General features: G+C 68.5%; 20 protein-coding genes. 17 read left to right on the forward strand and 3 right to left on the reverse strand.

Annotated elements, in window-relative coordinates; genetic code table 11:
• Positions 1–17: 17 nt before the first annotated feature.
• The 13 genes from folP (at position 18) to ACWDUD_RS12650 (ending at position 12062) form a co-directional block, all read left to right on the forward strand.
• Positions 18–839, forward strand: a complete 822-nt coding sequence (gene folP / locus ACWDUD_RS12590; RefSeq protein WP_450109602.1) for a dihydropteroate synthase — start codon at positions 18–20, stop codon at positions 837–839.
• On the forward strand, positions 836–1201 hold the full coding sequence (folB, locus tag ACWDUD_RS12595) for a dihydroneopterin aldolase (protein ID WP_197254530.1): 366 nt from the start codon (positions 836–838) through the stop codon (positions 1199–1201). Before folP ends, folB begins: the two co-directional genes overlap by 4 nt.
• Positions 1198–1743, forward strand: coding sequence for a 2-amino-4-hydroxy-6-hydroxymethyldihydropteridine diphosphokinase (folK, locus tag ACWDUD_RS12600; protein WP_450109537.1), 546 nt, complete (start codon positions 1198–1200; stop codon positions 1741–1743). Before folB ends, folK begins: the two co-directional genes overlap by 4 nt.
• Positions 1737–2204 (forward strand): DUF3180 domain-containing protein, encoded by a 468-nt coding sequence (locus tag ACWDUD_RS12605; protein WP_197254528.1) that lies wholly within the window; start codon positions 1737–1739, stop codon positions 2202–2204. Before folK ends, ACWDUD_RS12605 begins: the two co-directional genes overlap by 7 nt.
• A gap of 54 nt (positions 2205–2258) precedes the next feature.
• Positions 2259–3167 carry a DUF6779 domain-containing protein gene (locus tag ACWDUD_RS12610; protein WP_450109538.1) on the forward strand — a complete coding sequence of 303 codons (909 nt, stop codon included), beginning with the start codon at positions 2259–2261 and terminating at the stop codon, positions 3165–3167.
• A 168-nt stretch (positions 3168–3335) separates the two neighbouring features.
• Positions 3336–4271: a Rossmann-like and DUF2520 domain-containing protein gene (locus ACWDUD_RS12615; protein WP_450109539.1), complete on the forward strand. Its 936-nt coding sequence runs from the start codon at positions 3336–3338 to the stop codon at positions 4269–4271.
• Positions 4255–5199: a pantoate--beta-alanine ligase gene (gene panC / locus ACWDUD_RS12620; RefSeq protein WP_450109540.1), complete on the forward strand. Its 945-nt coding sequence runs from the start codon at positions 4255–4257 to the stop codon at positions 5197–5199. The genes ACWDUD_RS12615 and panC overlap by 17 nt, the downstream gene beginning before the upstream one ends.
• A 37-nt stretch (positions 5200–5236) precedes the next feature.
• Positions 5237–5674 (forward strand): aspartate 1-decarboxylase, encoded by a 438-nt coding sequence (gene panD, locus ACWDUD_RS12625; RefSeq protein ID WP_197254523.1) that lies wholly within the window; start codon positions 5237–5239, stop codon positions 5672–5674.
• 2 nt (positions 5675–5676) lie between these two features.
• Positions 5677–6513 carry a type III pantothenate kinase gene (locus ACWDUD_RS12630; RefSeq protein ID WP_450109541.1) on the forward strand — a complete coding sequence of 279 codons (837 nt, stop codon included), beginning with the start codon at positions 5677–5679 and terminating at the stop codon, positions 6511–6513.
• Positions 6514–6606: 93 nt separating this feature from the next.
• Complete coding sequence (locus ACWDUD_RS12635) at positions 6607–7071, forward strand: rhodanese-like domain-containing protein (RefSeq protein ID WP_450109542.1); 465 nt, start codon at positions 6607–6609, stop codon at positions 7069–7071.
• An 86-nt stretch (positions 7072–7157) separates the two neighbouring features.
• Positions 7158–8669 (forward strand): lysine--tRNA ligase, encoded by a 1512-nt coding sequence (gene lysS, locus ACWDUD_RS12640; protein WP_450109543.1) that lies wholly within the window; start codon positions 7158–7160, stop codon positions 8667–8669.
• A 104-nt stretch (positions 8670–8773) separates the two neighbouring features.
• Entirely contained in the window at positions 8774–9136 is a 363-nt protein-coding gene (locus tag ACWDUD_RS12645; RefSeq protein WP_420751857.1) for a histone-like nucleoid-structuring protein Lsr2, read from the forward strand.
• A gap of 382 nt (positions 9137–9518) precedes the next feature.
• Entirely contained in the window at positions 9519–12062 is a 2544-nt protein-coding gene (locus tag ACWDUD_RS12650; RefSeq protein ID WP_197252311.1) for an ATP-dependent Clp protease ATP-binding subunit, read from the forward strand.
• A gap of 65 nt (positions 12063–12127) precedes the next feature.
• Here ACWDUD_RS12650 and ACWDUD_RS12655 read toward each other — a convergent pair whose 3' ends face one another.
• Together ACWDUD_RS12655 and ACWDUD_RS12660 are read right to left on the reverse strand one after the other, a co-directional pair.
• Entirely contained in the window at positions 12128–12739 is a 612-nt protein-coding gene (locus tag ACWDUD_RS12655) for a TIGR03086 family metal-binding protein (RefSeq protein ID WP_450109544.1), read from the reverse strand.
• A gap of 41 nt (positions 12740–12780) precedes the next feature.
• Complete coding sequence (locus ACWDUD_RS12660) at positions 12781–13407, reverse strand: TetR/AcrR family transcriptional regulator (protein ID WP_450109545.1); 627 nt, start codon at positions 13405–13407, stop codon at positions 12781–12783.
• A 115-nt stretch (positions 13408–13522) separates the two neighbouring features.
• Between ACWDUD_RS12660 and ACWDUD_RS12665 the strand changes: the two genes are divergently transcribed.
• The 3 genes from ACWDUD_RS12665 (at position 13523) to ACWDUD_RS12675 (ending at position 16157) form a co-directional block, all read left to right on the forward strand.
• Positions 13523–14854 (forward strand): oxygenase MpaB family protein, encoded by a 1332-nt coding sequence (locus ACWDUD_RS12665; protein ID WP_450109546.1) that lies wholly within the window; start codon positions 13523–13525, stop codon positions 14852–14854.
• Positions 14855–14962: 108 nt separating this feature from the next.
• Positions 14963–15400, forward strand: coding sequence for an OsmC family protein (locus ACWDUD_RS12670; protein WP_197252308.1), 438 nt, complete (start codon positions 14963–14965; stop codon positions 15398–15400).
• Between the two features lie 46 nt (positions 15401–15446).
• The gene (locus ACWDUD_RS12675; protein WP_197252307.1) at positions 15447–16157 is read left to right on the forward strand and encodes a DsbA family oxidoreductase; all 711 of its coding nucleotides are present in this window, start codon (positions 15447–15449) and stop codon (positions 16155–16157) included.
• A gap of 40 nt (positions 16158–16197) precedes the next feature.
• Here the strand turns inward: ACWDUD_RS12675 and ACWDUD_RS12680 are convergent, their stop codons facing one another.
• A complete protein-coding gene (locus tag ACWDUD_RS12680) occupies positions 16198–17007 on the reverse strand; it encodes a helix-turn-helix domain-containing protein (protein WP_450109547.1) in 810 nt (269 codons plus the stop codon).
• 128 nt (positions 17008–17135) lie between these two features.
• On the opposite strand from ACWDUD_RS12680, the gene ACWDUD_RS12685 reads away from it, so the two are divergent.
• Entirely contained in the window at positions 17136–17528 is a 393-nt protein-coding gene (locus tag ACWDUD_RS12685) for a nuclear transport factor 2 family protein (RefSeq protein WP_450109548.1), read from the forward strand.
• The last annotated feature ends 38 nt before the right edge of the window (positions 17529–17566 follow it).

A 17566-nucleotide genomic window follows, 5' to 3' on the forward strand; every position in this document is an offset into this window, starting at 1 on the left:
TGAGACGCCCGGTCGTCATGGGTGTTCTCAACGTGACCAGCGATTCGTTCTCGGACGGTGGTCGCTACCTGGATCGCGACGCGGCGATCGCACACGGACTGGAACTGCGGGCGCTCGGCGTCGACATCGTCGACGTCGGTGGTGAATCGACCAGGCCGGGCGCGCAGCGCGTCGACGCCGAGGTCGAGGCGGGCCGCGTCGTCCCGGTGATCGAGGCGCTCGCCGCCGAAGGTGTCGTGACCAGCGTCGACACGATGCGCGCGTCGGTCGCCGAAGCGGCGATCGCGGCGGGCGTGACGCTGGTCAACGACGTGTCGGGTGGTCGCGCCGACGCGGACATGGCCTCGGTCGTCGCGTCCGCGGGCGTGCCGTGGATCCTCATGCACTGGCGGCCGGCGGACGGATTCGTTCATGCCGGCGGTTCCACGCACTACGACGACGTCGTGCGCGAGGTGCGCGACGAGCTGCTCACCCAGGTGGATGTGGCGGTCGCTGCGGGGGTGGACCCGCAGGATCTGATCCTCGATCCCGGCCTCGGATTCGTGAAACAGTCGGACCACAACTGGGAACTGCTGCGGCGGTTGCCGGAGCTGACCGCGCTCGGATTCCCGGTGCTCATCGGCGCATCCCGCAAGCGATTCCTCGGTTCACTGCTCGCCGACGCCGATGGCAATCCCCGCCCGCCCGCAGGACGCGAGGTCGCGACCGCGGTGGTGTCGGCGCTCGCGGTCACCCACGGCGCGTGGGGGGTGCGCGTGCACGACGTGCGGTCGTCGCTCGACGCGCTCGCGGTCGCAGGGGCCTGGCAGCGGGGTAGTGCGGCAGGAGAGGCGGAATGAGCGATCGGATCGAACTGCGCGGCCTGCGGGTGCGCGGCAACCACGGAGTGTTCGAGCACGAGAAGCGCGACGGTCAGGACTTCCTGATCGACATCGTCGTCTGGACCGACCTCGCGCCGGCCGCGGCGAGCGACGCCCTCGAGGACACGCTCCACTACGGGATCCTCGCCGAACGCGCCGCCGCGATCGTCGCCGGCCCGTCCCGGGACCTGATCGAGACGGTGGCGGGGGAGATCGCCGACGATGTGCTCACCGACCCGCGGGTCGAGCGGGTCGAGGTCACCGTGCACAAGCCGTCCGCCCCCATCCCGCTGACGTTCGGGGACGTCGCGGTCGTTGTCGATCGGACGCGGCAGCCATGAGCCGGGCGGTGCTGTCCATCGGGTCGAACCTGGGGGATCGGCTCGCGCATCTGCGCTCGGTCACCGAGGCGCTGGGCGATCGGATCGTCGCGGTCTCACCGGTGTACACGACGGCACCGTGGGGTGGAGTCGACCAGCAGGATTTTCTCAACGCCGTCGTGGTCGCCGACGACCCGGCGCTCGACAGTCGGGGCTGGTTGCGTCTCGGACAGCAGCTCGAAGCCGCCGCCGACCGGGTGCGGGTGCAGCGGTGGGGGCCGCGCAGTCTCGACGTCGACGTGGTGACGTGCGACGAGATCGTCAGCGACGACCCGGAACTGACGTTGCCGCATCCGCGGGCGCATCAGCGCGCGTTCGTACTGGTGCCGTGGCTCGACGTCGCACCGGACGGCACGCTCACCGTCGACGGTGAACGCAGGCTGCTGACGGACTGGCTCGCCGACCTCGACGACGCCGAACGCGCCGGGGTGCACCGCACGGATCTCCGGCTCGGCTTTCACCCCGAAGACCGGGAACCCGACGAGGGGGAGCGCCGGTGCTGAAAGCGACACGTATCCGCGACCTGCTGGCCTTGGCGCTGCTCGCCGCGGTCGTGTCGTGGTTGCTGGTCCGCGTCCTGTACGGATCGCTGCCGCCGATTCCCGTCTACGCGGGTGCCTCGTTGTACCCGGTGGCAGTGCTCGAAGTGGTGCTGGCCTTCATGATCCGCTCGCGCGTCGGCAAGCGGGAGATCGGCGACGGGCCGCGCCAGCTGCATCCGATCACGGCGGCCCGCGCGGTCGCGCTCGCGAAGGCGTCCGCGCTCGTCGGTTCCGCGGCCTTCGGTGTCTGGGTGGGTTTCCTGCTGTACCTGCTGCCGCAGCGGTCGTTCCTCCAGGCCGCCTCCGAGGACACCGCCGGCGTGGTGGTCGGAGCGATCGGCGCCGTCCTGCTCGTCGCGGCGGCCCTGTGGCTCGAGCACTGCTGCAAGACGCCCGAGGACCCCGGCGAGCCCGCGACCTGAGATCCCCGCCATCGAGTCTCGGGGATCGCGCCCGGGACCAGTACCCTTGTCCGCATGGGCAGCTCGGGCCGGGACAGGAACGAACGTCGGCAATGGCGCAGCGCGAGTTCGATGATCGTCGCGGCGCTCCTCGCCCTCGCCATGGTGGCGTCGCTGTTCCTGGTCTTCAGTCAGAGCGTTCAGCTGCTGCGCGTCGGCATCGTCGTCGCACTGTGGGCCGCGACGATCGGGGCGATCGCGATGACGAAATACCGTCGCGAGTCCGCCCTCGAGAAGGCGAAGGTCGAGGATCTCAAGACCGTCTACGAACTGCAGCTCGAGCGGGAGATCTCGGCGCGGCGCGAATACGAACTGACCGTGGAGCAGAAGGTCCGTTCGCAGATGAAGGTCGAGGCCGACGAAATGGCCCAGCTGCGTGCCGAACTCGCCGCGCTGCGCCGCAACCTCGAGATGCTGTTCGACGGACGCATGCCGGAGGACCGCACCGCGCTGAACGCCGTCGTGAAGCCTGTTCAGGAGATCGGGACGCGCCCGAATTCGTCACAGGTCAGTGCCCCGCGACCGGCGGGTCCGGCGTTCGCATCCCCGGACGACGAACCGCTCACCGCGGAGACCACCGCGGTGACGTCGGACCCGGCCGACCCGCCGCACACGGCCGAACCGCCCAAGCCGACCGGAACGCCGAAGCCGACCGGAGCGCCGAAGCCGACCGGAGCGCCGAAGCCGCGGGTCGCGCCGCCCGGGCAGGAGAAGGGATCCGGGAAGGATCCGGTTTCCCGTCCGGACGCGCCCGCTCCCGAAGGCCTGCACGAAGCGCCCGGTGAGTCCGCCGTCGTCCTGCCGGACGCACCTCCGAACGGGCGTCGAGCCCGCCGGCTCCGGGCCGAGGCGGCCGGTGAGGAGAGCGCGCAGCAGGGCCGCAGCGTCGCCGAGATCCTCGCGTCGCTGTCCGCGGAGCGCTGATCGGGACCTTTTAGACCCCGACCGGGAGTCTCTCCGGGGGTCGCCCGCCCTTGCGGTGAGGCGTAGATCACGCCCGGCACCCGTGGCCGACGCAGATCGCGCCGCGCTATTGTCGGGCAGAACGTCTGGTACCCGCCGAGCGGGACTGGAACGAACGAGAGGACTCCCGTGAATTCCTTCGGGATCACAAACGCGCCTGCCCCCGCACGCCTCACCGTCGGAATCGTCTCCGCCGGTCGTGTGGGCACCGCGATCGGCGCGGCACTCGAGAAGGTCGGCCACGTGGTCGTGGCCTGTTCCGCCGTGTCCGAAGCGTCCAAGCATCGGGCCCGGACCCGCCTGCCCGATTCCGAGATCCTGCCTGTCGACGTCGTCGCGGGCCGCTGCAACCTGCTGATTCTCGCTGTTCCCGACTCCGAACTGGCCGAGCTCGTCGCGGGCCTCGCCGCGACCGGAGCGGTACCGCGGGGCACGATCGTCGCCCACACGTCGGGAGCCAACGGCATCGGGGTGCTGGCACCGCTCACGGAGCAGGGTGTGGTGCCGCTCGCGATCCACCCGGCCATGACGTTCACCGGCCACGACGAGGACACGGCCCGGCTGTCCTCCGCGTGCTTCGGGATCACCGCCGCCGACGACATCGGCTACGCGATCGCGCAGTCCCTGGTCCTCGAGATCGGCGGGGAACCGGTCCGGGTACGCGAGGACCTGCGCCCGCTCTACCACGCGGCGCTGGCCCACGGCAGCAACCACCTCGTCACCCTCGTCGTCGACGCCGTCGCGGCACTGCGCGTCGCGCTCGAGGGCCAGGAACTGCTCGGCCAGCAGCTCGTCGACGACGATCCCGGTGGGGTCGCCGAACGGGTGCTGCAGCCGCTGCTCGTCGCCGCTCTCGACAACGCGTTGCGTCGCGGTCCGTCGGCGTTGACCGGCCCGGTCGCGCGCGGCGACGTCGCGGCGGTCGCCACGCATCTGCAGGTGCTCGACGAGGTGGATCCGCGCATCGCCGCGGGCTACCGGGCACTGTCGCTGCGGTCGGCGCAGCGTGCAGGCTCGAAACCGGAGCTGATCGAGCTCCTCGAAGGGAATGATCACGGTGAGTGAAACGGGACGGGGCGGGTACGTGCGCGGTGAACTGACCGTGCATCACGATCCCGCTGACTTGACGAAGGTGACCAAGGCGCTCCGCGGCGTCGGACGGACGGTCGCGCTGGTGCCGACCATGGGTGCGCTGCACTCCGGTCATCTGGAACTGGTGCGTCAGGCCAAGCTGACCGGCGCCGTCGTGGTCGTCTCGATCTTCGTCAATCCGCTCCAGTTCGGTGAGAACGAGGACCTCGACGCCTACCCCCGCACCCTCGACGCGGATCTCGCACTGCTGCGCGAGGCAGGGGTCGAGCTGGCGTTCGTGCCGACCGTGTCGGCGATGTACCCGGAGGGGCGCCGCACGATGATCCACCCGGGTCCGCTCGGTGCGGAACTCGAGGGCGGCAGCCGGCCCACGCACTTCGCGGGCATGCTCACGGTGGTGGCGAAGCTGCTGCAGATCGTCGCGCCGAACACCGCGTACTTCGGTGAGAAGGACTATCAGCAGCTCGCGCTGATCCGGCAGATGGTCGCCGACCTGAACTTCGACGTCCGCATCGTCGGTGTTCCGACGGTGCGGGAACAGGACGGGCTGGCCCTGTCGTCGCGCAACCGCTACCTCGACGAGACGCAGCGGCAGACCGCGACCGTGCTGTCCGCCGCGCTCGTCGCGGGGGCGCACGCGGCGGCCGGTGGCGCCGAGGCGATCCTCACGGCCGCCCGCGAGGTGCTCGCGTCCGCGCCGGAGATCGAGCTCGACTACCTCGAGTTGCGCGGTGTCGATCTCGGAGAGCCGCCCGAGCGTGGCGACGGCCGTCTGCTGGTGGCCGCGCGAGTCGGGACCACCCGGCTCATCGACAACGTCGGTGTCGCGATCGGCACCGGCTTCCTGGAACGGGCGACCGGACCGGTCGACCCGGCCGTCGACGACCTCCTGAATCGCTGAACAAGCAGAACCAGAACGACAAGAGCTGAGGCAATACATGTTTCGCACCATGATGAAGTCGAAGATCCACCGCGCCACGGTTACTCACGCGGACCTGCACTACGTGGGTTCGGTGACCGTCGACCAGGACCTGATGGATGCCGCCGATCTGCTCGAGGGCGAGCAGGTCTGCATCGTCGACATCGACAACGGCAATCGTCTCGAGACGTACGTCATCGCGGGCGAGCGCGGGTCCGGGATCATCGGGATCAACGGTGCCGCAGCACGTCTGGTGAGCCCCGGCGACCTGGTCATCCTCATCGCCTACGGAGTGATGAACGAGCAGGAGTGCAAGGACTACGCTCCGCGCGTGGTGTTCGTCGACGCCGACAACCGCCAGGTGGAGCTGGGCAGCGATCCGGCGCACGCCCCGGAGGGCTCGGGCCTGATCACCCCGCGCATGCTCGCCACACTCGACTCCGGTTCGTTGGTGTAACGGTGCTGCTCGCCGTCGACGTCCGGAACACCAATATCGTTCTGGGTCTGTTCACCGGCAGCGGTTCGCACGCAAAACTGCTGCAGGACTGGCGAGTTCGCACCGACCCCCGGATGACGGGGGACGAGCTCGCGTTGCTGTTCCGCGGGTTGCTCGGTGAGGACGTCGACCGGATCACCGCGGTGTCCGCGCTGTCGACCGTGCCGTCGGTACTCCGTGAACTGCGCGGCATGCTCGGCCGGTACTGGGCGGAGGTGCCGCACGTGGTCGTCGAACCCGGTGTGCGCACCGGTGTGCCGCTGCTCGTCGACAACCCCAAGGAGGTCGGCGCCGACCGGATCGTCAACAGCCTTGCCGCGCACCACTTCTACGGTGGTCCGTGCATCGTCGTCGATTTCGGTACGTCCACGTGCGTCGACGTGGTTTCCGGCAAGGGCGAGTTCCTCGGCGGTGCAATCGCGCCCGGTGTCGAGATCTCGATGGACGCGCTCGCGTCGCAGGGTGCGGCGCTGCGGAAGGTCGAACTCGCGCGACCGCGCGGGGTGGTCGGGAAGAACACCGTCGAATGCATGCAGTCCGGCGCGGTTTTCGGATTCGCGGGCATGGTCGACGGTCTCGTGCGCCGCGTGCGCGCCGAGGTTCCCGGATTCGACCGCGACGACGTCGCGGTGATCGGCACGGGTGACTGCGCGCCGCTGATCATGCCGGAGGCGACGTCGATCGAGCATCACGAGCCGGATCTGACGCTCGAGGGATTGCGCCTGGTGTTCGAGCGGAACCAGGCCCGGCGTTCCGCACGTCACGGTTCTACGGGTTCCCCCACTCGCGAATCTGTGTAAGAATGGTCGCCGTGATCCGCTGCATGAACGCCCAGGAGTGTTGTCGAGGCTGACGTCCGCCTCGACCGATTACACATTCCTGGGAGTTTTCTCATGCGCGCTGCGCTTGCTGTTTCTGCACCTTTCATCGCTTCCCCCGCTTCGCATTCCGTCGGCTTTCTGCCGCTGACCACCGAGCGGACCTACCCCACGGAGCTCGCCGCCGCTGTTGCCCGCGGCGCCGTCGTCGTCGACATCCGCACCTCGGCCGAGCGCACCGTTCAGGGCACGCTTCCGGGTGCACTCGCGATCGACGCCGCGCTTCTGACCCGGCGTCTCGACCCGGCCGCCGGAGCCGAGAGCCTGGCGCTCGCCGTCGACCACGACGTCGAATGGGTCGTCGTTTCCGCGGACGGACCCGCCGCACACCGCGCGGTCGCGTCCCTGCAGGAGATCGGATTGCGCCGCGCGACCGGCCTCGTCGGTGGGTACGCCGCGATCAAGACGGCCGGTCTGGTCGACGCTGTCACCCGCGCGCAGCACATCGCGGAGGACGTGGCGCGCGTCACCGCTCACTGACCGCTTCTCTCTTCGGGCACTGACCTCGGGTTCCTCCGAGGAGGTCTGCGAATTCGTGCCTGCGGGTTCCGATAGTCTGGTTACCCGTGAGTGATGCCAGCGTTCAGCAGCCCGACGACACCCCCGAGCAGATCCGGGTCCGCCGCGAGAAGCGCGAACGACTCCTGGCGCAGGGCAAGGACGCGTATCCCGTCGTCGTGCCCCGCACCCACACTCTCGCGGAGATCCGTGCGAAGTACCCCGATCTCGAACCCGACAGCACCACCGGCGAGCAGGTCGGTGTCGCCGGCCGGGTGATGTTCTTCCGCAACACCGGCAAGTTGTGCTTCGCGACCCTGCAGGAGGGTGACGGCACGCAGTTGCAGGTCATGCTGAGCCTGGCCGGTGTCGGCGAGGAGTCGCTGGCCGCCTGGAAGGCCGACGTGGACCTGGGCGACTTCGTGTTCGTGCACGGTGAGGTCATCAGCTCCCGTCGCGGTGAGCTGAGCGTCATGGCCGACACCTGGCAGATGGCTGCGAAGTCGCTGCGCCCGATGCCTGTCGCCCACAAGGAGATGAGCGAGGAGTCGCGGGTCCGGCAGCGGTACGTCGACCTGATCGTGCGCCCGGAGGCGCGGGCGAACGCGCGGATGCGTGTCGCGGTGGTGCGGGAACTGCGCAATGCGCTCGAACGTCGCGGATTCCTCGAGGTCGAGACCCCGATGCTGCAGACGCTGCACGGCGGTGCCGCCGCGCGACCGTTCGTCACCCATTCGAACGCCCTCGACATCGATCTGTACCTGCGCATCGCACCGGAGTTGTTCCTCAAGCGTTGCGTCGTCGGTGGAATCGACAAGGTCTTCGAGATCAACCGGAATTTCCGCAACGAGGGCGCGGACTCGACGCATTCACCGGAATTTTCGATGCTCGAAACGTACGAGGCATACGGAACGTACGACGATTCGGCGCGCATGATCCGCGAGATCATTCAGGAGGTCGCATTCGCGGTCTTCGGCTCGTACGTGGTAACCCTCGCCGACGGAACCGAGTACGACCTCGGTGGCGAATGGAAGACCCTCGAGATGTATCCGTCGTTGTCCGAGGCGATCGGCACCGATGTGACGCCGGACACCACGGTCGAGGAATTGCTGGAACTTGCGGGGCGGGTGGGGCTCGAGGTCCCGAAGGACAAGGGATACGGCCACGGCAAGCTCGTGGAGGAATTGTGGGAGCACATGTGCGGCGATCAGCTGTACCAGCCCACGTTCGTCCGTGACTTCCCGGTCGAGACGTCACCGCTCACACGCGATCACCGCAGCATTCCCGGCGTGACCGAGAAGTGGGATCTGTATGTGCGCGGATTCGAACTGGCAACCGGATATTCGGAACTCGTGGACCCGGTGATCCAGCGCGAGCGTTTCGTCGATCAGGCGCGTCTGGCAGCGGCGGGTGACGACGAGGCCATGGTTCTGGACGAAGATTTCCTCGCCGCAATGGAACAGGGTATGCCGCCCACCACCGGTACGGGTATGGGAATCGATCGGTTGCTCATGGCACTCACCGGACTCGGAATCAGGGAAACCATCCTGTTTCCAATTGTTCGTCCGTCCGCTCGCTAATTCCGCACCCCGACCGGAATCGGTATTGCCCTTGTGAAATTCGCATGTACTCTTGTGCCCGTACCCGGGGGGCTGGGCGTTTCATTCGAGAGGATTTGCGGCACATGGCGAAGAAGGTCACCGTCACGCTGATCGACGATGTGGATCAGGAATCGGCGGCAGACGAGACCGTGGAATTCGGGATCGACGGGGTCACATACGAGATCGATCTGTCCGACGAAAATGCCGCGAAACTGCGCGAGCAATTGGAATTCTGGGTCGAGCACGCCCGGAAGGTCGGCGGCCGGAAGCGTCCGAAGGCGGTTCCGGCAGCACCGGCCGGGCGGAAGTCCTCCCGGACGGCCACCCCGAATCGGGAGAAGAGCGCCGTCATTCGGGAATGGGCCCGCGAGAACGACTACGCAGTTTCGGCACGCGGACGTATCTCCGCGGAAATTGTCGAGGCCTACAACGAAGCCCACGCATAGGCAGCTGTAGGACCGAAGACGGACGAACGAGGCGTCACCCGGAATTACCCGGGTGGCGCCTCGCCGCTTCTGCCGTCCGAATCCGGGTGCGTGCTGGGCGATCGGAGGCGCGCGCGGGCCCCGCGGGGTTGTTCGCTTCAGGCGTAGAGCTTGCGGAAACGTATCGGCGACGTGCAGCGTTAGCACTCGTGACCGGGTTTCGAAGTTCCGCTCAACCGGGTAGAGGGGGAGCGGGCCGAAACCACGGCAACTAGAGTGTCAAGTGGGGTCGTGGAACCTTCGCCGGTTCGACGACGACTCGAGTGCCGGAGCGAAACGCGGCAGTCGGGTCCGGAACAATCCTCGTACCGGATCCGCAGGCCGGAGAGTGTGAGGGAGTGCGATGTTCGAAAGGTTCACCGATCGCGCGCGGCGCGTCGTCGTCCTGGCTCAGGAAGAGGCCAGGATGCTCAACCACAACTACATCGGCACGGAGCACATCCTCCTCGGCCTCATCCACGAGGGTGAGGGCGTGGCCGCGAAGTCGCTCGAGTCGTTGGGGATCTCGCTGGAAGGTGTGCGCAGCCAGGTCGAGGAGATCATCGGCCAGGGACAGCAGGCTCCGTCCGGGCACATCCCGTTCACGCCCCGTGCCAAGAAGGTCCTGGAGCTGAGCCTGCGTGAGGCGCTGCAGCTCGGGCACAACTACATCGGAACCGAGCACATCCTGCTCGGCCTGATCCGCGAAGGTGAGGGTGTCGCGGCCCAGGTGCTGGTCAAGCTCGGGGCCGACCTCAACCGCGTGCGTCAGCAGGTCATCCAGCTGCTGTCCGGCTACCAGGGCAAGGAACCCCAGGAGACGGGCACGAGCCGCGGCGAGGCCGGCACCCCGTCGACGTCGCTCGTGCTGGATCAGTTCGGCCGCAACCTCACGCAGGCTGCGCTCGAGGGCAAGCTCGATCCGGTCATCGGCCGCGCGAAGGAAATCGAGCGGGTCATGCAGGTCCTGTCCCGCCGCACCAAGAACAACCCGGTGCTCATCGGCGAGCCGGGTGTCGGCAAGACCGCCGTCGTCGAAGGCCTGGCGCAGGCCATCGTCAACGGCGAGGTCCCCGAGACCCTCAAGGACAAGCAGCTCTACACCCTCGACCTCGGTTCGCTGGTCGCCGGTTCCCGCTACCGCGGTGACTTCGAGGAACGCCTGAAGAAGGTCCTCAAGGAGATCAACAGCCGCGGCGACATCATCCTGTTCATCGACGAGCTGCACACGCTGGTCGGTGCGGGTGCCGCCGAGGGCGCGATCGACGCCGCGTCGATCCTCAAGCCGAAGCTGGCCCGCGGTGAGCTGCAGACCATCGGTGCGACCACCCTCGACGAGTACCGCAAGTACATCGAGAAGGACGCCGCCCTGGAGCGTCGTTTCCAGCCGGTGCAGGTCGGTGAGCCCACGGTCGAGCACACCATCGAGATCCTCAAGGGTCTGCGCGACCGGTACGAGGCGCATCACCGCGTCTCGATCACCGACAAGGCGCTCGTTGCCGCCGCGACCCTCGCGGACCGGTACATCAACGACCGCTTCCTGCCGGACAAGGCGATCGACCTGATCGACGAGGCCGGCGCACGGATGCGTATCCGCCGGATGACCGCGCCGCCGGACCTCCGCGAGTTCGACGACCGGATCGCCGACGCCCGTCGCGAGAAGGAATCCGCGATCGACGCGCAGGACTTCGAGAAGGCCGCAAGCCTGCGAGACAAGGAGAAGCAGCTCGTCGCCCAGCGCGCCGAGCGCGAGAAGCAGTGGCGTGCGGGTGACCTCGACGTCATCGCCGAGGTGGACGAAGAGCAGATCGCGGAAGTCCTCGCGAACTGGACCGGTATCCCGGTGTTCAAGCTCACCGAGGAGGAGACCACACGTCTGCTCCGCATGGAGGACGAGCTGCACAAGCGGATCATCGGCCAGGAGGACGCGGTCCGGGCCGTGGCCCGGGCGATCCGTCGTACCCGTGCCGGCCTGAAGGACCCGAAGCGTCCGTCCGGCTCGTTCATCTTCGCCGGCCCGTCCGGTGTCGGTAAGACCGAGCTGTCCAAGGCGCTCGCGAACTTCCTGTTCGGTGAGGACGACGCGCTCATCCAGATCGACATGGGTGAGTTCCACGACCGCTTCACGGCGTCCCGTCTGTTCGGTGCGCCTCCCGGATACGTGGGCTACGAGGAAGGTGGCCAGCTCACCGAGAAGGTGCGCCGGAAGCCGTTCTCCGTCGTCCTGTTCGACGAGATCGAGAAGGCCCACCAGGAGATCTACAACACGCTCCTGCAGGTCCTCGAGGACGGCCGTCTCACCGACGGTCAGGGTCGCACCGTCGACTTCAAGAACACGGTGCTGATCTTCACCTCGAACCTGGGCACGTCCGACATCTCGAAGGCCGTCGGCCTGGGCTTCTCGGCCGGTTCCGGCGAGGCGTCGAACTACGAGCGGATGAAGAACAAGGTCCACGACGAGCTCAAGAAGCACTTCCGCCCCGAGTTCCTCAACCGCATCGACGACATCATCGTCTTCCACCAGCTGACTCAGGAGCAGATCATCGAGATGGTCGACCTGATGGTCGGCCGGGTCGAGGCGCAGCTGAAGAACAAGGACATGGGCATCGAGCTCACGGAGAAGGCGAAGGCACTGCTCGCCAAGCGGGGCTTCGATCCGGTTCTGGGTGCGCGGCCGCTGCGTCGCACCATCCAGCGCGAGATCGAGGATCAGCTTTCCGAGAAGATCCTGTTCGGCGAGATCGGCCCCGGCCAGATCGTCCTGGTCGATGTCGACGGCTGGGACGGCGAGGGCGCCGGCGAGAACGCGAAGTTCACGTTCACGCCGAGCGAGAAGCCGGCCGAGGTGCCGGACACCCCGGCGGTGGCACTGGCCAAGTCCACCGAGGGTGAGGCGGACGCCGGATAACCGGTTCCGGACACAGGGAGGGGCGGTACCCGTACGGGTACCGCCCCTCTCGTTTGCTCGGAGTCTCAGGTGTGTTCGCGCCGCACCCAGGGCGCGGTGTCGCGTCCGAGCCAGTTCGCGAGGCGTTCGGTGGCCCCGGCGCCCGGGGCGGGCTCGACCGGAGGGCCGAACGGCAGGCCGTCGCGGGGTGATGCCGGCAGAGCGAGCCGCATGACCTCGAGGGCCGCCTCGGCCAGGGGCGGGTCGGCTTCGGCCTCCTGGCCGGTGGCCACGGCGAGATCCCAGCCGTGGACGATCAGCTCGTCGAGCTCGACGAGTACCGCGACCCGGCCGGGGAAGGTACCCCACGGAGCGGTGACCGGCTTGTCGAGCAGCGCATCGTCGTTCCACACCTGCCAGTAGTGCTCGAGTGACGCATCGAGGACGGCGGGCCATTCGTCGTCCGCGGCGGTGAGGGATTCCGGGATCGTGCGCGGGTCGCCTCCCGAGCCGACGGCAGCGCTGCGTTCGAGCGTCGACGCGAGGTGCCCGAGGAGGGTGCGGACGTCGAACTCGGGGCACGGCGTGGGGGCCGTCATGTGGTCGGGACCGACGTTCTCGACGATCCGGCGCGCCCGATCGGCGGCGGCACGGACGAGCGGGCGGGGGTCCTGTTGTGGCGTGGTCACGCAGCCCATCCTGCGCCCGCGGTTCCCGATTCGTGATCGGTTCGGACGGACTACCTGCCGATGCCGGGCATGTGGGCGGTCAGCGTCGACAGCGTGCTCGCCACGATCTCGGTGAGTTCGCCGGGCCGGATGTCGAGCGTGCCGTCGAGCCATCCGCGGACGAGTTCGACGGCGCCGGCCATGACGACGACCGCGCACAGTTCCGCCTGGCGGGAATCGAGTCGCGTGCCCACCGCATCGCTCTGCTTCGCGAGTTCGTCCGCCGCGGCCCGGATGAAGGCGCTCTTGCGTTCGGCGAGCGGGGGAGCGTCGGAGATGAGGAATCGTCCCTGCTGGGGGTTGCGTTCGACCGCCCCGACGATCGCTCCGACCGCGGCCCGGGCCTTCTCGTGCAGGTCGTCGGGAGCCGAGGCGATCGCGGCGACGGCGCCCGCGAGCAGTTCGGCGCCGAGCTCGTCGTAGGTGGTGGTCACGAGATCGTTCATGTCGGTGAAGCTCTCGTAGAAGAATCGCGGACCGATTCCGGCGGTGGCCGCGACCTTCCGGACCGTGGCGGCCGACCATCCTTCGGCTGCGACCACCTCGATCACCGCGTTCTCGAGGCGTCTGCGGCGTTCGGCGCGCCGGTCGGCCGGTGCGACGCCGCGGTACGCGCGGTGGGTTTCGGGCTCGGACACATCCGCGAGTCTGTCACACGCGACGCTTCCGGAATCTTCAGATTCCGGAAGCAAGTGTTTACTAAATCCGGTATTCCTGCGATAGTCGGTGGCCGAATCCGGACGAGGAGAAACCGTGACGATCGAGGCTCCGCTGCCCACCCGCCCGACGAGCACCCGCCTGTCGACGAGCCGCCTGCACGACCGAGCCGATCGGCTGGTGCCGAAACCGATCCTGAGCGAGGGCGCTCCCCGGCTGGCGATGTCGCTCCTCGCCGGCGACTCGGTGCGGCCCACCCGTGCGCAGGCCAGGGCGTTCGCCAGGTTCGCGCACACCTGCGATCCGGTGGCGGACGATCTCGTCGCCGCGATGCGCCGCGACCGGACCCGGATCCGTGCGCAGTTCGAGCAGGCACTCGAGCACGGCATCGAGACCGTGGACGATCCCGCTCCCGAGGTGCAGGCGTTCATCGATGCCCTCGACAACGTGCCGTTCTGGGTCGACTACGACAAGCTGGATCTCGCCGCGCAGGCGATCGCACGGATGCCGGTGAGCACCCTCCTGGCGTTCACCACCGCCATCGCCTTCCCCGCCAGCTACGTCTCGCCGCGCGTGAACGACGTGCTGCTCCGCGGCGGCGACCTCGCCAAGCGCGCCGCGGCACGGATCGTGGAGACGGTCTCGTGGTCGATGGACTGCACGGCACCCGGTGGGATGGAGCGATTCGGGGAGGGGACGAAGAACACCGCCCGGGTGCGCGTCGTCCACGCCTACATCCGCGCCGGGATCGACCGCGTCGACGGCTGGAACACCGACACCCACGGCAGGCCCGTCAATCAACTGCACTACTGCGTGACGATGATTCCGATCGCCGGCGTCGCCCTGGCCGTCATGGCCGCCGGGCACTGGTACTCGCGACGGGAACGGGACGCGATCGTGCACCTGTACCGGTACGTCGCGCACACCATGGGCGTCACGGCCGAACTCCAGGTCACCTCGCTGGACGAGCTTCTTCGTCTCATCTGGCTCGCGGTCTGGTCGGAGGTGGATCCCGACGACTCGTCGCGGGCGCTGACCGAGGCGGCGCTGAAGGCCGTGCCCCGGATCTACGGTGTCGACGGTCCCGGACCTGCGAACCGCATCAAGAGCTGGGCGCACTACCACTTCCACGCCGACCTGGCCCGCCTGTCACTCGGTTCCGGCTACTCCGACGCCGTGGGAATTCCGCGCCTGAGCCCGATGGCGGCCCTGTATCCGCTGTGGTTCGCGCGCAATCTCGTCCGCGACCGTCTGAGCGTCGCCGTGCCGGGAGGCGCCGCGCGCGCGGCGCGCCGGGGGCACCGCGAGCGCATGCGGGCGGTCGGTGAGGTGAAACAGCGGCTCGACGTCCGGCCGTACGAGCGGGACGGCGCGGTGCACACCGTCGGTGAGCGCGACCGGGAACTGCGAGCGGGCCGGACCCGGTGAACCGTCTGCGGTGAACGCCCCTCGTGAGGCGGGCGAGTCTGCGAGTGTGGTTGGTGAACATGCGACAGCAGAGGCTCGCGAATCCACCACACGAAGGGGAAGATCCTCATGCCCACACGCACCGCACGCACCGCATGGAACGGCGGCCTCCAGGATGGCTCCGGGCAGGTCGAGCTCAGCAGTTCCGGGCGCGGCACGTTCGACGTGTCGTTCCCGAAGCGCGCCGCCGACGACGCCGGCGGTACCACCAGTCCCGAGGAACTCATCGCCGCCGCGCACTCGTCGTGCTACGCGATGCAGTTGTCCGCACTGATCGCCGAGGCCGGGGGAACACCGCAGAGTCTCGAGGTGACCGCCGACGTCTCGCTCGGTCCCGATCCCGCGGGCGGATTCCGGCTCACCGGAATCAATCTGACCGTGCGTGGTGAAGTCGAGGGACTCGACGCCGCCGGATTCGGCAAGGCCGCCGAGGACGCGAAGGCCGGATGCCCGGTGAGCAAGGCGCTCACGGGAGTCGAGATCACCCTCGACGCGGCGCTGGAGTGAGCCGGCCGAGGGAACATCGCGGCGCCGGTGGCTGTTGCACCGGCACGTGACCTTTGGAGACAACACTGCCCGGATCGAGATCTGGTCCGATATCGCCTGCCCCTGGTGCTACATCGGCAAGCGGCGCTTCGCTGCTGCCCTGAGCGAGTTCGAGCACCGAGACCGCGTGTCGGTGACCTGGCGTTCGTACCAGCTGGCCCCGGACACCCCGGCGGGTCTGCGGCGCCCCGAGATCGATGCGCTGGTCGAGATGAAGGGGATGCCGGCCGAGCAGGTGCGGCAGATGTTCGCGCACGTCGCGAACGTCGCGGCACAGGACGGTCTCGACATCGACTTCGCCACCGTGATCGCGGCGAACACCTTCGACGCGCATCGACTGCTGCACCTAGCGGGCGATCGGCGTGACGCGCTGCTCGAGGCGCTGTTCCGCGCGCACTTCGTCGAGGGCGAGGTGGTCGACGACCGCGACACGCTCGTGCGGATCGCCGCGTCGGCCGGGCTGGACCCGGAGGCGGTCCGTGCCGGCCTCGACGGCGACGCAGCCGCCGATGCAGTCCGAGCCGACCTGCACGAAGCCCGCACGCTGGGCGTGACCGGAGTGCCGTTCTTCGTCGCGAATCGCGCCGTGGCCGTCTCGGGAGCTCAACCGAAGGACGTGTTCCTCGCGCTGTTGCAGCGTGCCGTCGACGATGTCGATGCCGCGGAAACGGCCGCCGCCGACGTGACCGGCGTAGCGGGAGACGGCTGCGCAGTGTGAGCCGGGTACGCGGTGTGAGCCGGCGCCTCACGGTGGCCGTTCAGGACGGCACCGTGAGGTCCGCGATCGCCCGGAGGAGTGTCGCGGTCGCGGCATCGGCCGGGAAGAACGTCTCGATCGCGATCTCGTCGAGGGTCACGTCGAACGGGGATCCGAAGACCGTCGTCGTGTACAGCAGGGACAGGTCCCCGTGCGCGGATGCCACGACGAGCGGCATGGCGAGGTCGTTCGCTGCCGGACCGTCCGCCGCGTCGTGCGCAGGCACCGGGTAGGCGGCCAGTTCGTCGCGCAGCTCGCGTAGCTCCGGTATCGCCGTACGGGACAGTTGGCGGCTCACCCGGCGCAGGACGTGGTCGCGCCACCGGGTGAAGTTGCGAATTCTCGGGGCCAGGCCGTCGGGGTGCAGGGTCGCACGCAGAACGTTGACCGGCGGTTCGAGCAGATGCGGTGCGATGTCCGTGAACATCGACTGCGCGGGCCGATTCGCGGCGAGGAGTTCCCAGCGGACGTCGACCGCCAGCGCCGGGTTGGGTTCGTGTCCGGTGAGAACCGCCTCGACGGCCTCCCGCGCTGCGCCGAGATCGGCGAACGGACGCTCCGGGTACGCCGGGGCGTAGCCGGCGGCGAGGTAGAGCCGGTTCCGCTCGCGTAGCGGAATCTCGAGTTCGTCGGCGAGCTTGTCGAGGACACCCCTCCCGGGTGTCGATCGACCGGTTTCGACGTAGCTGAGATGCCGGGTCGACAGGTCGGCGGCGATCGAGACGTCGAGCTGGGAGCGGCCTCGTCGTTCGCGCCAGGACCGCAGTAGTGGCCCGACCGACTCCGTGCGGATTGCTGACTGTGCGGGCATGACCTCACCCTGCCCGGGTCCGCGCAGCGCTGCAATGACCCCGGAGGTCATCGACGATCGGCACGGAAGCGGTCCAGGATCGGTGATGCCGCACCGAAGCGGCTCGTCACCGAGAGGCAGTGAATGTCATGACCGAAACCACCTCGAAGAGCGAACGATTCGAACTCTCCGACACGATCGAACGGTACGTCCGATTCTGGAATCCGGGCGCCGGCGACGCCCTCACCGCCGAGACGCTCGCCGAGGACGTCGAATACTGCGCCCCCGTCGGAGTGCTGACCGGCCAGGCCGCGCTCGTCGACTTCCGGCGGCAGTTCACCGACCACATGGGCAGCTACGAGTTCCGTCGGCGAACCGCCCCGGACCTTCACCACGACCGGGCCAGACTGAGCTGGGAACTGGTCACGGCCACGGGGGATTCGTTCGCCGAGGGCACGGATGTGCTCACCGTGGCGGACGACGGCCGGGTCCGGGCGGTGACGGTGTTCCTCGATCGGCCGCCCGCCGGGTTCCATGCGTGAGGGTGGCCCACGAAAAAGGCAGCCGCGCGCGTGAGGAC

The organism is Rhodococcus sp. NPDC003382, from assembly GCF_053589135.1.

Bases quoted from the DNA above. Each gene is read 5' to 3' on its own strand.
- folP (WP_450109602.1), top strand. From the start codon at position 18: ATGGGTGTTCTCAACGTGACCAGCGATTCGTTCTCGGACGGTGGTCGC.
- folB (WP_197254530.1), top strand. From the start codon at position 836: ATGAGCGATCGGATCGAACTGCGCGGCCTGCGGGTGCGCGGCAACCAC.
- folK (WP_450109537.1), top strand. From the start codon at position 1,198: ATGAGCCGGGCGGTGCTGTCCATCGGGTCGAACCTGGGGGATCGGCTC.
- ACWDUD_RS12610 (WP_450109538.1), top strand. From the start codon at position 2,259: ATGGGCAGCTCGGGCCGGGACAGGAACGAACGTCGGCAATGGCGCAGC.
- panC (WP_450109540.1), top strand. From the start codon at position 4,255: ATGATCACGGTGAGTGAAACGGGACGGGGCGGGTACGTGCGCGGTGAA.
- panD (WP_197254523.1), top strand. From the start codon at position 5,237: ATGTTTCGCACCATGATGAAGTCGAAGATCCACCGCGCCACGGTTACT.
- ACWDUD_RS12635 (WP_450109542.1), top strand. From the start codon at position 6,607: ATGCGCGCTGCGCTTGCTGTTTCTGCACCTTTCATCGCTTCCCCCGCT.
- ACWDUD_RS12645 (WP_420751857.1), top strand. From the start codon at position 8,774: ATGGCGAAGAAGGTCACCGTCACGCTGATCGACGATGTGGATCAGGAA.
- ACWDUD_RS12650 (WP_197252311.1), top strand. From the start codon at position 9,519: ATGTTCGAAAGGTTCACCGATCGCGCGCGGCGCGTCGTCGTCCTGGCT.
- ACWDUD_RS12655 (WP_450109544.1), bottom strand. From the start codon at position 12,739: ATGGGCTGCGTGACCACGCCACAACAGGACCCCCGCCCGCTCGTCCGT.
- ACWDUD_RS12670 (WP_197252308.1), top strand. From the start codon at position 14,963: ATGCCCACACGCACCGCACGCACCGCATGGAACGGCGGCCTCCAGGAT.
- ACWDUD_RS12680 (WP_450109547.1), bottom strand. From the start codon at position 17,007: ATGCCCGCACAGTCAGCAATCCGCACGGAGTCGGTCGGGCCACTACTG.
- ACWDUD_RS12685 (WP_450109548.1), top strand. From the start codon at position 17,136: ATGACCGAAACCACCTCGAAGAGCGAACGATTCGAACTCTCCGACACG.